15 protein-coding genes are annotated in these 14074 nt (G+C 36.3%); 3 read left to right on the forward strand and 12 right to left on the reverse strand.

The genetic code is table 11. The features are described from left to right. Positions 1 to 136 precede the first annotated feature (136 nt). From BN358_RS03570 to BN358_RS03595, 6 genes are all read right to left on the reverse strand, one after another. A complete protein-coding gene (locus BN358_RS03570; RefSeq protein ID WP_019227921.1) occupies positions 137 to 586 on the reverse strand; it encodes a staygreen family protein in 450 nt (149 codons plus the stop codon). Between the two features lie 117 nt (positions 587 to 703). Beyond that, entirely contained in the window at positions 704 to 1465 is a 762-nt protein-coding gene (locus tag BN358_RS03575; RefSeq protein ID WP_019227922.1) for a sugar phosphate isomerase/epimerase, read from the reverse strand. 139 nt (positions 1466 to 1604) lie between these two features. Next, positions 1605 to 2465 (reverse strand): DegV family protein, encoded by an 861-nt coding sequence (locus BN358_RS03580; protein ID WP_019227923.1) that lies wholly within the window; start codon positions 2463 to 2465, stop codon positions 1605 to 1607. A 12-nt stretch (positions 2466 to 2477) separates the two neighbouring features. After that, positions 2478 to 3029: a DUF1836 domain-containing protein gene (locus BN358_RS03585; RefSeq protein ID WP_019227924.1), complete on the reverse strand. Its 552-nt coding sequence runs from the start codon at positions 3027 to 3029 to the stop codon at positions 2478 to 2480. A 179-nt stretch (positions 3030 to 3208) separates the two neighbouring features. Continuing rightward, positions 3209 to 4336, reverse strand: coding sequence for a cell wall-binding repeat-containing protein (locus tag BN358_RS03590; protein WP_019227925.1), 1128 nt, complete (start codon positions 4334 to 4336; stop codon positions 3209 to 3211). Positions 4337 to 4497: 161 nt separating this feature from the next. Next, positions 4498 to 4683 carry a hypothetical protein gene (locus tag BN358_RS03595; protein WP_019227926.1) on the reverse strand — a complete coding sequence of 62 codons (186 nt, stop codon included), beginning with the start codon at positions 4681 to 4683 and terminating at the stop codon, positions 4498 to 4500. A gap of 125 nt (positions 4684 to 4808) precedes the next feature. On the opposite strand from BN358_RS03595, the gene BN358_RS03600 reads away from it, so the two are divergent. Beyond that, positions 4809 to 5804 (forward strand): zinc-dependent alcohol dehydrogenase family protein, encoded by a 996-nt coding sequence (locus BN358_RS03600; RefSeq protein WP_019227927.1) that lies wholly within the window; start codon positions 4809 to 4811, stop codon positions 5802 to 5804. 83 nt (positions 5805 to 5887) lie between these two features. On the opposite strand, the gene BN358_RS03605 is transcribed toward BN358_RS03600, so the two are convergent. Next, entirely contained in the window at positions 5888 to 6166 is a 279-nt protein-coding gene (locus tag BN358_RS03605; RefSeq protein WP_019227928.1) for a hypothetical protein, read from the reverse strand. A gap of 107 nt (positions 6167 to 6273) precedes the next feature. Then, positions 6274 to 7206 carry a cysteine synthase A gene (cysK, locus tag BN358_RS03610; protein ID WP_019227929.1) on the reverse strand — a complete coding sequence of 311 codons (933 nt, stop codon included), beginning with the start codon at positions 7204 to 7206 and terminating at the stop codon, positions 6274 to 6276. Between the two features lie 246 nt (positions 7207 to 7452). Between cysK and BN358_RS03615 the strand changes: the two genes are divergently transcribed. Further along, a complete protein-coding gene (locus BN358_RS03615; protein WP_019227930.1) occupies positions 7453 to 7818 on the forward strand; it encodes an iron-sulfur cluster scaffold-like protein in 366 nt (121 codons plus the stop codon). Positions 7819 to 8089: 271 nt separating this feature from the next. Here the strand turns inward: BN358_RS03615 and BN358_RS03620 are convergent, their stop codons facing one another. From BN358_RS03620 to BN358_RS03635, 4 genes are all read right to left on the reverse strand, one after another. Further along, complete coding sequence (locus BN358_RS03620; protein ID WP_019227931.1) at positions 8090 to 8689, reverse strand: nitroreductase family protein; 600 nt, start codon at positions 8687 to 8689, stop codon at positions 8090 to 8092. Positions 8690 to 8916: 227 nt separating this feature from the next. Next, entirely contained in the window at positions 8917 to 9363 is a 447-nt protein-coding gene (locus BN358_RS03625; RefSeq protein ID WP_019227932.1) for a MarR family winged helix-turn-helix transcriptional regulator, read from the reverse strand. 127 nt (positions 9364 to 9490) lie between these two features. Further along, positions 9491 to 10411 carry a DUF2935 domain-containing protein gene (locus BN358_RS03630; RefSeq protein ID WP_019227933.1) on the reverse strand — a complete coding sequence of 307 codons (921 nt, stop codon included), beginning with the start codon at positions 10409 to 10411 and terminating at the stop codon, positions 9491 to 9493. A gap of 160 nt (positions 10412 to 10571) precedes the next feature. Further along, positions 10572 to 11702, reverse strand: coding sequence for a 2-methylaconitate cis-trans isomerase PrpF family protein (locus BN358_RS03635; RefSeq protein WP_019227934.1), 1131 nt, complete (start codon positions 11700 to 11702; stop codon positions 10572 to 10574). Positions 11703 to 12063: 361 nt separating this feature from the next. Between BN358_RS03635 and BN358_RS03640 the strand changes: the two genes are divergently transcribed. After that, entirely contained in the window at positions 12064 to 14031 is a 1968-nt protein-coding gene (locus BN358_RS03640; RefSeq protein ID WP_019227935.1) for a flavocytochrome c, read from the forward strand. The last annotated feature ends 43 nt before the right edge of the window (positions 14032 to 14074 follow it).

The raw sequence follows: 14074 nt of genomic DNA on the forward strand, positions 1-14074 counted from the left end.
TTTGTCATCAACCTGTATTAAACGGTACGTTTTATTTCCTCTTTTCTTCCGATATTTTCTTCCTTTATTTTGCTTCCTGATGGAAACTTTATTCATATGAATAGTCTCTAATAAATCCAAAGCAAACTTATGATATTTATTTGTAATCTTTTGGAGTTCCCCAGTACTCAAATTTGTCGTATTGTGGTGTTGAAGAATCAAAATGCACCCATATGGCAGCATCATCAAGTTCAGGATGTGCTTCAAAAAACTCCCTGTCTCCATATCTTATAGCTTCCAGTGCCAGAGGAAGTTCACGTCTGAAAACCATATTGCGTATTTCTGCAGCAATGGAACCGAACTGACCATTCACATATACATAAACATATAGGTATGTTCTTCCGTTATTATCCCTCCATTCCCCCAGCACTTCATCCCTCATCATCATGTTTATTTTATCATATGCATATTCCAGGCCGATTGTCAGAAACAATTCGGCAGTTATGTCAGAATGTGTTAAAGTATAACGTCTATTTACTATTGGTTCTTCAGTTGTTACTCCCTGTCTAAATTCCACATTGAGTTTTTCAGGATTTAAATTTTCCATAATATCCTCCAGTCCTGCAATTTATAAATTGCATCAAATTAGTTTCACATTACAATATGAAATTAAAAATAAAAAAACACTTTAAGATACTTCTTAAAATGCTTTTTAATAAATTTATTATTTCAGCCATCCATTTTCTTCAAGCCACTGAATAGATTCTCTGCATTCCTGATTTTCTACAGTGTAAGTGATGTTTTCAGGAGAATTTTTTTTAAGTGCTTCCATTATTTTGTTCATATCCATGCTGCCGTTTCCAAGAGGCCAGTGGCAGTCATATGCTTTATCGTTGTTGTGCAGGTGCACATGCCCAAGAAACGGACCCAGAACTTCAATCCATTCGATTAAATCAACATCTGACTTACAGTGTGCATGACCTATGTCAAGACATGCAGACACTCTTTTGTCATTGATGCCTTCAATTATTTTAGCCAGAGTGTATGGTTCATCCTCCAGCACATTTTCTATCATAATGTGAAAATCATCCGTCTTGCTGCTCATGAATTTTTTCCAGAACTCAACCGATTTTTCTTGAAACCAGCTTTTGAAATACAACACAGGAACATAGCCTGAATGAACGACCATTCTTTTTATTCCGTAACTGCCTGCAAGGTGGAAAGATTGCTCAAATCTTTTATTTGCAAGCTTAATTGCCAGCGGGTCCACAGCTGCAGGAAACAACTCATTGAAAGGGGCATGAAATATATGGCTGTGTGAAATTTTCATCTTTTTTCTTACACTTAAATCCAATTCTTTGAAATTTTCATCATCCATATTGGATGCAGTACAAAATTCGTCTATTTCTATTCCAAGTTCATATTCTTCAGCAACATCGGCTGCATCTGATGCAACAGTTGCAACATAAAATCTGTCTGATTTCATATTCGCTCCTTCCTGCTTCTATTCATTATTCCTGCTGACATAGAAATACAGTTCCCTTCCATAGCAGCATTTATGCATGCGGAAACTGTATTAATTTTATCACATATATAAATTTTGCACAAGAATTACAAAACTGTAATCAATCCCCAAGATCAAAACACCCTATTCCTATGAGCCCAGGGCCTGTGTGAACTCCAAGGGACGGAGAAATCTGACCTTCCATAAACAAAGCTGCATTATCTATGAATGGCTTCATTTTTTCCTTTACCATGTCAGCTTCTTCCTTTGCATATCCGTGGCATATTGTGAGGTAGTAATTTTTCTTGTCCTTAATTATGTCCTGAACTATTTCTATCAGCTTATTTATGCTTTGCTTTCTTCCGCGTACCTTTGCAACCGTGTAATAAATACCGTCATTGTCGCATGCAATAATAGGCTTAATCTGAAGCATGCTTCCGATAATTCCTTCAACGCGGCCAAGCCTTCCTCCCTTTATGAGGTATTGGAGGGTTTGTATGCTGTAATAAATGTGAGAATCCTTGATTTTATCCTCAACTTTTTTGACAATTTCTTCAAATCTCAGATTTTTTTCTGCCAATTGAGCAGCATAAACAGCTAAGAACCCTGAGCCAAGGGCAATATTTTTTGTGTCAATTACTGCTGTCTTAATATTATGGAACTCGCTGCAAACCTGTCTGATGGCATTATATGTACCGCTAAGACCTGAAGATATTACAGGTATAATCACATGAGTGTATCCGTCAGCAACTATTTTCTCAAGCATTTCACGGATTTCTCCCAATGTGGGGAGACTTGTGCTAGGAACTTCTTCCGTTAGTCTTTCATATACCTCTTCGGGAGTTATGTCGATTCTGTCCCTATAGGATTTATCCTTGTAATTAATGCCGAGCGAAAGCTGATAAATGTTGAATTTATCCAGCATATTCTGTGGAACATCTGAGCCGGAATCTGTCAGTACTGCTATTTTATTTTCGTTCATGTTTTCTCCTCACTAAGGCTTAGAATTATAATTTTTTATTTTTGTTTTTATTATTTTTTCAGTCAATAGCTTGTTTGATAAAGCTGTTGTAATTGAGGAAATTGCTAATCTGTCATATTCGATTTCTCTTTCTTCCAGAACATAGGTGCTTTTTTCCACCGTAATTGGCTTGAATACCTTTCTTGTGGATTCTTCAAATGATTCAACAAAAGCATCGTAGGCTCTTTCGTTGCCGTGCAGGGCAATCTGCAGCAGTATGCCGTCTTTTATTTCTGATATTGTCAATATTTGCTTAAGAAGGGTTATGACCATAACTTCTGCAATATGCAGTTTATCATATTTTTTCTTCACCGGTTTAGGAATCATTCCCCACTTCACGTAATTGTTCACCATGCTTTTTGTAAGGAGATTTTCGTCATCAATCTGCATACTTGATAATTCATCATTCACAATTTGTAAAAGCTGATCGCAATATACCGGAAATTTCGGCAGGTCATTCCACTTGATGAGTTTTATTTCACTCATTTGTTTGCTGTATTCATATAGTTCCAAGTTATCATCCATATTTTTTCCTTTATCGTTAACGATTATATGTAGTTATTACAACTACATATATCATAGCGTAGACATGCATGGTTGTCAAGCATTCTTATTTAAATTTGACATCATTTTCCTCAATAAAAAGGGCTCTGAAAAACTCAGAGCTGTGTAAGCTGTATATGGTATACAAAGGGCGCAGGTTCCTAATGTTTCATTTTTCCATCCACATCAAGCACCTTTTCAATTTCAACCTGCACATTATGCGTTATGTCATTGAAGCTTCCCAGAACATAGGAATGCATGTATGGAGGCATTGCCGGATTTTCCTTTTTGGGATTTACTCTTACTATATATTCTGCAACAGCATCCGGAAGATAGTTTTTATCTGTAAGAAGAAGGGGCGTATGCTTGCCAAGATGAGCCAATAAATTTGCTGAAACAATGTTGTACCATCTCTTCAGTTCTCCGAATGCAAATGCCCACCCATCATTTGTGTTGTGTTTCCATCCAAAAGTATCAACTTCGCTGGCGTATTCCGCAAATTTAACAGATATGGTATAAGGATTGCTTGCGCTGATTCTAATAACGTCTTTGTCTATTATTCCACTTATCTCTTCTTCCACCTTAGAGCCGACAGTTTTTTCATTTCCCAGAATATAATAATTCTTATCCTTATTATCGTTTATGAAATTTCTGACAGGTTCCGGAATTATGTCTTGCTCTACCAATATTATTGGTGTACCTTTGTGTGCTGCATAAAATGAAGCTGTTATTCCTTCGCTATAATCCTGGCCTGATATTACTATGATGTCCTTTCTTCCTTCTTCTGATTCTGATGGAATTATATTTAGTCTAAAATCTGCTGTTTCAACGCATGATTCATATACATCCTCTGTATCAGTTATTCTGTAGACAGTCAGTCCTGCCATTTTCAGAATATTTTCAACTGAGCGTGAAACAGGGCCTGCAATTAGCACCTGGGCAGGAACCTCATTGCCTGTGGGGCCCATTCTTTGTATTTCCTTTATTGATATTTCAGGCAGATAATTTCTTTCAGTAAACATTATGGGGGCATTAATGGGAAAATGAACAACACTGGAAGCACAAAGAGAATACTGCCACTTATCACCAGGAACAAGTATAACAGCATTAGGCTTCCAACTAATATTTCGGCTTGGATATATCATTTTTGTCATTGCTATGTTGAAGCTGTACATGTCTTCATGATTCATCCTAGTGGTATTTACTGTGTTTTGTTCTTCTGCTTCTGCTTGTCTAGGTTCAGACATGAGCCTTACACACCCGGATTTCGGATTGAAAAATTGCTGCATGTTTTTTCTCCTTCCAATAGTAATTTATATAATATATTCGCTAATTGTGTCTTCGTGAACATTTATATTCCATCAATCTGATGCAAGAAATTCAAAAATTTGCAGATTTAAGCAATAAAAAAGCCCTAAACATAATGTTCAGAGCTTTAATCTTTAAAGGATTATTCTGCACAAACTTCTGCTTTGGCGCACTCAGAAACTCCCTTATCCATTGTTCTTGCACATTCAGCCACTGACTGTCCGCCTTTGTTCACTGCCATCTCTGACACCATGTTAACTGCATATGCCTGTTTTGTCGATCCTAGAACAATTATTGAAGCTATAAATATATATAATAATTTTTTCATTTTACTTTCTCCTTTTTTATTTTATTGTACATAACAAATGTGAAGAATTTATGTATATTTTTATTTTTTATGTTGAACTTAAATATAATGGGTATAAGAGTAATAAAACATAAAGGAGTATTCATATGAAAGCAATGGTAATAAATAAAACTGGCGGCCCGGATGTATTTGAAATGATGGATATAAAAAAACCGGACGTAAAATCAGGCTATGTCCTGGTCAAAGTTTTGGCCAGCAGCTTGAATCCCCTGGAAACTAAAATAAGATCCGGCCTCACACCGGCAATTATACCACCATTTCCTGCAGTTCTGAATGCAGACTTTTCAGGCATTGTGGAACAAGTAGGCGAAGGCGTCACAAACTTTAAAGAAGGAGATGAAGTTTTCGGTTATGTGGGAGGAGTCAAGGATGAATGGGGTTCCTTAGCAGAATATACATTGGTTGACAAGGACTTGATGAGCCTCAAACCAAAGAATGTTGACTTTAAAACTGCTGCAATATTTCCCTTGGTAAGTTTGACTGCCTGGAAAGCAATTATTGATAAATCAAATATCAAGACACATGACAAAGTATTGATTCACGGAGCAACCGGAGGAGTTGGGCATATGGCTGTCCAATTTGCAAATCTTTTAGGTGCAGAAGTATATGCAACTGTATCAGGAGACGAAAAAGGTGAAATTGCTAAAAAGTTCGGAGCAGCACACGTAATCAACTACAAGGAAACACCGGTTGAGCAATATGTAAATGAATATACAGGCGGAAGAGGTTTTGATTTTGTATTTGACACTATCGGAGGAAATAATCTTCTCAACAGCTTCAAGGCTGTAAAAATTGACGGAACAATTTGTACAACAAATACCAGAGTTACACTGGACTTATCGCTTATGCACAGCAAAGCAATAGGGCTTAAAGCATTATTCATTGTCCTTCCGATTTTAACCAACACAAACAGAACTGAAATAGGAACAACATTAAATGAAGTTAAAAAACTCATAGAAGCAGAAAAAATCAGCATATTGAAAGATAAAAACCAATTCATGTTTTCTGAAATAACTAAAGCTCATGAGTATTACGAATCAGGAATGGCAACCGGCAAAATTTCTCTGGTAAATGACTTGTAATGCACACGTATTCAATTTAACATCAAACTGACTTGAAGAAGAATACTTAAGTAAAAACAGCACCCTTGGGTGCTGTTTTTTAGTTATTCTGTCTTTATTTCCTCTATTTTTCTTTTCAGTTCCTCTATTGTTTGCTGTGATAATTTAATTTTTCCAATTAACTCTGCCACAGCACTGTCAGGATTATCTTTTTCACTTTCAAAAATAAATTTGCCTATTTCCATAAATAATTGGTTGATTTGTTTTTCTTCTGCTGATATCTCGGAGTTAAGTTTAGTTGTTTCTGCAAAATCTTTAGCCATATCAGTGGCAGAACCAGCCACATCACCTATTTTCTTTCCTATCTTGTCTAAAAACGCCATAAAATTTCTCCTTTCAATTATTATATATTTGTATATCAATAAACTTATACCAACAATATTATTTTTTAATCATTAAAAATCAACATAATTACTACTATCTAGATAGTCTATTCTGAAAATAATGCAGTTGAAAAGTACCTGTCACCGGAATCTGGCAGGAGTACAACTATATTTTTTCCTTCATTTTCTGGTCTCTTTGCAACTAAAGTAGCAGCCCAAAGCGCAGCACCGGATGATATTCCAACCATTACTCCTTCAGATCTGGCAATCTCTTTCCCTGAATTGAAAGCATCTTCATTTTCAACTGTTACAATTTCATCATAAATTTTAGTGTTAAGAGCACTTGGAATAAATCCGGCCCCTATTCCTTGAATTTTGTGTGGACCGGCAGTTCCCTTTGATAGAATGGGTGATGCTTCAGGCTCAACCCCTATTATTTTTACATCAGGATTCTTTTCCTTCAGAAATTTTCCTACTCCTGATATGGTTCCTCCTGTTCCGATTCCTGCTACAAATATATCTACTTTTCCATCTGTGTCTTCCCAAATTTCAGGTCCTGTAGTGGTGTAATGAATGGCTGGATTAGCAGGATTGTCAAATTGCGCCGGTATAAATGAATTTGGTATTTCAGCTGCCAGTTCTTCTGCTTTTGCAATAGCACCCTTCATTCCTTTGGCACCTTCAGTCAATACAACTTCTGCACCGTAAGCTTTCAATAAATTTCTTCTTTCAACACTCATTGTGTCAGGCATTGTTAGAATTGTTCTGTATCCCTTGGCGGTTGCAACACTTGCTATTCCAATTCCTGTATTGCCGCTTGTAGGTTCAATTATTACCGAACCTTTCTTAAGGAGCCCTTTTTCCTCAGCATCAGCAATCATGGCAAATGCAATTCTGTCTTTAACACTGCCTGCAGGATTAAAATATTCAAGTTTTGCAATTATTTTTGCCTTTAAATTATTCTTTTTTTCATAATTGGTCAATTCCAAAAGTGGTGTTTTTCCAATTAAATCTGTTAAGCTTTTATTTATTTTTCCCATATTCTTTTCTCCTTTTATTTTAAATTATTTTGCTTTATGCTATTACATACATTTCTTATATGTTTTGTATGAATTAATTTTCCAAATTATACAATATAAATGACTCCATGTCAACAATATAATTTTGTTGAATAAAATAAATTTTATACCCTCTTTCAGATATATTTGACTTATGAATTTGCCGGTAATATAATATTATATTAATCATATAGAAATATATGTTCAGATGAAAAAAAGGAGACAGTTATGTATACAGATATAGCTTTAGATCATATTTCAGCTCCAAGAAATGCCGGTGAAATTAAAGATGCAGATGGCATTGGTAATATAGGCAACCCTTCAGATGGAGATAGGTTAACAATTTATATAAAAGTTCATAAAGAAATTATTACTGATGTAATGTTCAAAGCCTTTGGCTGTGGTGCTGCCATAGCTGCCGGAAGTATGATGACTGTAATGGCAAAAGGCAAGACATTGGACCAGGCTATGATGATAACAAATGAAGCTGTCTCAGAAGCGCTGGGAGGACTTCCCCCTCAAAAATTAAAATGTTCAAACATAGCAGCCGATGCCCTGCATAATGCAATCGATGATTATAAATCAAAGCTATAATCATACTTTCAAAATACTAATCTTAGGCATATTAATGCTTAAAATATTCCGACAAACAAAAACAGAAGATTAACTTCTGTCAGATTGATTACAAAGTCATTAAATTAATTAATATTGGGAATTGTCGTGAACTTGAAATCTAAGTTCGTAGGGGGAGAGCCTTGTGCTCTCCCGTAGATAACAACTTTTTTGAATTAATTGCCCCGGGCGGACAGTAGTCCGCCCCTACGGTTTGTCAATAGTCTGACAGAAGATAACTTCTGTTTTTGTTTTATTTGTATATCATAATTTGTTCTTTTGAAAAGTTATACTGTTTTTCATCCGGTTGTGCTGTTGGCTTTCCAAAAGGCATCTGAGCTATGAACTTCCAAGTGTCCGGTATTTCCCACTCTTTTTTAACGTCTTTGTCTATGAGTTCAGTGTAATGCTGAAGTGATGCGCCAAATCCTTCATTTTGTAATGCAGTCCATATAACATATTGAAGCATTCCGTTTGATTGCTGAGACCATACAGGGAAATTATCCTTGTATGTGGCAAACTGCTCCTGAAGGGATTTTACCACTGCCTGATCTTCAAAGTACAGCACAGTTCCATATCCACTTTTAAAAGAATTTATTTTTTGTTCTGTTGGCTTGAATGATTGTTCAGGAACTATATTTCTCAATGCTTCCAATGTAATATTCCAAAACTTATCATGTTGTTTGTCTAAAAGAAGTACAGCTCTTGCACTTTGAGAATTGAAAGCTGATGGCGTATATTTCATTCCATTCTCCACTATTTCCTTAATCCTGTCGTCAGAAACCACAATTTCTTTGCTTATTCCATAATATGAACGTCTGTCCATAACCGATGTTGAAAAATCTTTTGTCATTTTATCCTCCGTAATTTTTTATTTTTTTATTTTGTCCTTTTGATTCTTTTATATTTATATTAAAAGTAATTTTACTTAAATAAATATCATGTCATTGATAGAGACCCCAGGGTGCACAAATCATTAAATACTGTAAGATTGTCATCTTACTCGTTTGATTATTACTAATTAGTAATATATCCTTAAAAAAAATCGGCAGCAGCATTCAAAGATTATTTCTGACTTTGCTACACACCTGATAATTTTTTCAATAATTTCAATAGACTTTCCTTTTCATCTGTGGACAACACACTGAAAATTTCATTGATGTTGTCAACATGTTCAGGAAAATTGTCAGCTATTATTTTTCGCCCCTTTTCTGTCAAACTAATCAAATTAACACGTCTGTCATTTGCATCTATGGTTCTTGTGACCATATTATCCTTAACTAAATTTTCTATTATAACAGTCATGTTACCGGCAGTTGAAAGAACTTTTTCAGTTATTTCGCAAACCCTCATGTCCCCTTTGTGATACAGCAGTTCAAGAACTGCAAACTGTGAGACTGTGACGCCTGCCTTTTTGATTGTTTTGGTTTCTTTTTTGTGTACGTCTTGATAACATCTGGATAATGCTATCAATGTTTTTAAACTTAAATCTTTTTCTTTTCCGTAACCGATTTTTTTATTTTCCATGAATAAAATATACTACTAATTAGTAATATTGTCAAGACATATTTTCATATTTTTTTATTTCATTTTAAATCCATCAAAAACGACTATGATTTATTCAATCTTAGCCGTTTTTTCCTAACATGCAATTTTATTTTTCAAAATTTTTCAAAAGTCTCAAGTAATGATTTGCTTCACGCAACGTATGATCTCCCAATAACGGGATGATGATTGACTTAATCTTACATTCAATCAATCCCTGTGTTCCCTGCGCCTTGAAATCGCGTATTGCTTCTGTTGCTTGGAGACTTGCATCAGTAACCTGAGCTAAAGGAATTGTCCTGTCCATAGCAGCTTTTGAAGCTAAAGTCAATTCATCAAACTCACGCCCAAAATCATTGGCTGTATTGAACAATTCTTCTTCGGTAGGATCAAGCAGACCGCGAATAAATTTTGAATGTTCTGCCATTATCCTATTCCAGAACATTTCCTGCTGCGCAGCTTCCATTTCCATATTTGTTACTTCTCTGTTTTGAAGTCTCTTAATCATTCGCAAATAAAGATCAGCTTCACGCATGATGTGATCTATGAGAAGTGGATAATTTACAGTAAACATCTGGCAAGACAGCACATTGGTTAAAATATTTGCTTTAAACTGAATTAATTCTGTAACTAAGTCAATTGCCCATTGATTTATCATAAATACTCTTTCTTCGATCCTCGGGTTAAAAGATACTGAATCAGAGCCCATCAATCTTGCTTCTTCTTGAGTCAGTTCAGTAGGTATGCGCAATCCTGTATAGTATGAGGATGCCATCTCAGCCTTAAGTGTATATGGTGTTATAACTTCACCTGACTTAAGTACACTTTGGCTTACTATACCATTAGAAAGTGAAACAACTTCTCCTAACAGCCTGTCAAACTCCATTCTAAATTCATCTGCTCTTTGCGTATAATTGCTGTCCCTGGGCGTAAATCCAAGCTCAAGAAAAAACGAGTGTTCTTTCATTATTCGTGCAAAAAAAAGGTGCAGCTCCAGTGACTGGCGTACAAAATCCATGCTTGTAGGCATCGTTATCCTCCATAGATAATTATTTTATGTTACATTATATGCTCATATGGTATACCTGTCACAAAGGATGCAAAACTAATACCTGTCAGACACGACGTCAGCCCTACATATTGAGCAGCAATAAAAAAGAGGACAATATCCCCTTGATTACTTCATTATATTAATCCCTTACATATACATATCCGTCCATGATTCTTCTTGCCGTCCTCGTAACTCCGCCCTTAAGAACTTCTTCACCATTCATTTTCATGTCAACTTCTGTTGTTCCGCTTGAATGACCAAGCACTATTATGTCTTTGCTGTAATTTTTACTAAGACATGCTATTTCATTTACAATAGTTCCTGGAATTTTAGCTGCTGCTCCTGTTCCAACAGCCACAGTCATGGGGTACGCCTTGTGAAGTTTTCCAACTGAAACTGCCCTGCAGCACAAATCCATCTCTGATGCTTTTATATTATTTCCGTCCATATCTTCATAGTCCTGTGGAATTGACACTATGGATACCTTAGGGACTGAAGTGGACATAGTCCTGGCTTGTTCCCATTTGTCCACAAATCCGCATTTTTCAGCTGCAATGCAGCGAATGCGCTCAATGTATTCCATAACTTCCTTGTTGTTGTTCAGTTCAATAAGTTCTGTTCCTTTTATTTTTAAATCCCTTGCCCTTATAAAGACGATTGGGTTTGAACAGTCAATGACGGTTACTTCTATATTGCCAAAATCCGGCACGTCAAATATATCTTTTTTATTTCCCGTTGGAAATAATTTGCCTGTAACAGCCCCTCCGGGTTGTTCAAAATACATATCAATTCTTGAACCTGTGCCGGGAACTCCCTTAATAACCTCGTCACCGTGAACCATTGCCCTTTTATCTTTGACGCGGACATGCTCCTCAATAATTTTGTTTGTATTCGTGTTTAATACACGAACCACTGTTATAGGCTCCACTGCCTCTACTAAACCTTCATCTATAGCAAAGGGTCCTATTGCCGATGAAATGTTTCCGCAGTTAGCACTTCCATCGACTCTTGGTATTATTATATCAACTTGCTTAAAAGTATAATTTACGTCGGCATCTTCCCTGTCTGATGGAGAAACTATGGCTATTTTGCTTGTTGAGGAAACTGTTCCTCCCATTCCATCTATTTGTTTCACGTCAGGCGTGCCCATCACCTTTAAAAATATGTTATCCCAAAGACTTTTATCCTCGGGAAGATCTTTTTCATGAAAAATAACTGCTTTGCTTGTGCCTCCGCGCATGTATACGCAAGGATACTTCTGCATGTACATAGTTTTCCTCCATTATGCTTTTTAATTAACTATATCCATTGGTGTGATAATTGTAAAATAATATAATCTTATCAACATCAATAACCAAATGTTATGGATAGATAATGCTATTTAAAATATTCATGTCCTGCTTCAGTTTCTTTTAAAAATGTTATATATTTTTCATAAATGCTTTTTCTATTTTTTAAATACATTTATAAATATTATTATAATAATCAATACTATATTTTCAATATTCATATATATTTTATTAAATGCGTTTAATTTTATTGTTGACTTATTTAATATTGCTTATTATAATGATTTTATATTGTTTGACTTTTATTAAACAATATAAAACAACTTGACGGGAGAGAATAAAATGATTAGAAAGAAAAAACGCCTAATTAGCCTCTTGATGATTTTCGTATTGCTTCTTGCAGCGGGATGCAGCAATGGAAATTCAAAAGATGCGGCAGCCGGCGAAGACTCAAAGGCACTTTTCAAGGAAGGTACTTACACTGCAGAAGCTGAAGGTAACGGCGGACCTGTAAAAGTAGAAGTAACATTCACTGCAACAGAAATAAAGGATATTAAGATACTAAACCAGACAGAAACTGCAGGGCTTGGAGATGCTGCCCTTGAAAAAATAAGAACAAGCATTCTAGAAGGACAAACATTGGCAGTTGATGTCATAACAGGAGCAACTTATTCTAGCAATGCTATTCTTAAGGCTGTTGAAGATTGTGTGAAGCAAGCAGGGGGAGATATTGAAGCATTAAAACAAAAATCAGCTGATTCAAAAACAGGTGAAGCAATTGAAAAAACAGCTGACGTAATAGTTATAGGCGGCGGTGGAGCAGGACTTGCTGCTGCAGCATCCGCTTCAGAAGACGGTTCAACTGTAATCGTAATTGAAAAAAGCATTTCAACCGGCGGCAACACCATAAGAGCCGGCGGACAATACAACACATATGATCCTGACAGGCAAAAAAACGTTAAGATGAACCAGTCTCTTTTAAATGAACTGAAGGGATATCTTGATGATAAACCTGAGGATTACGGAGATTTCGCTCCATCATTGATAACACTTCAAGGACAAATCAAAGAATATCTTGCAGGAGATACAACAGTTCTTTTTGATTCACCCGAACTGCACACAATTCATGCTTACATAGGCGGAAAAAGAACTGACCTTCAAGGCAACACAATAACTGGCAACTATGAACTGGTTACAACCATGACAAACAACTCTTTGCCGACACTTAAGTGGGTTGAAGGATTAGGAGCACACATAAGCGATGAAGTTGGTACAGTTCTTGGAGCTCTTTGGCCAAGAAGCCATTCACCTTTGGAACACACTGGAATTGGTTATCTGAAACCTCTTGAAGATACAGCAGTTAAATTAGGCACTGAAATAATGCTTGAAACAGAAGCAAAAGAACTAATTGTTGAAAATGGAAAAGTTACAGGAGTAAAAGCAGTAAAGTCTGACGGAACACCTGTAACATTAAAAGCAAATAAGGGCGTTGTAATGGCAACCGGAGGATTTGGAGCAAATCCAGAAATGAGACAAAAATACAACACTTACTGGCCTGAAATGCCTCTCACTATGAAAACCACAAACACACCTGCAGCAACAGGAGACGGAATCATCATGGGAGAAAAAGCAGGAGCACAACTTGTAGGAATGGGATTCATTCAGCTTATGCCAAGTTCGCATCCTGAAACAGGATCATTGTCAGGCGGCGTATGGGGCAGTGCAGAAACTCAAGTCTTCGTAAACAAAGATGGTAAACGCTTTGTAAACGAATATGCGGAAAGAGATGTACTGGCAAGTGCTGCATTGCAGCAGGAAGATCAGCTTTTCTACATAATCTGCGACAAGAACACAGCAGGAATCAGTCCTGAAGGAAAAAACGTATGGGGCGATGATGTAGAAAAATTGGTTGAAACAAAGAGCATCTACCGTGCAGATACATTGGAAGATTTAGCCGTTCAGCTGGGAATGGATAAAAATGCCCTTGTTGATGAAATAAACAAATACAACAGTTATATAGAACAAGGAGCTGACCCAGATTTCGGCAAGTCAAACTTTGGAACTAAAATTGAGACAGCACCATTCTATGCAACACCTAGATCACCTTCAGTTCACCACACAATGGGAGGTCTGGCTATAGATACATCTGCAAGAGTTCTTGATGCAAATAATCAGCCAATACCAGGATTATATGCAGCAGGTGAAGTTACAGGAGGCATCCATGCCGGCAACAGACTTGGAGGAAATGCTATTACAGATATAATAGTATTTGGTAGAATTGCCGGAGAAAGTGCTTCTCAAATGAAATAATGCAAAAATTATAATAAAAATAATCTGCCGGCAACTGCCGACA

The organism is Sedimentibacter sp. B4 (assembly GCF_000309315.1).
GTDB classification, from domain to species: Bacteria; Bacillota; Clostridia; order Tissierellales; family Sedimentibacteraceae; genus Sedimentibacter; species Sedimentibacter saalensis.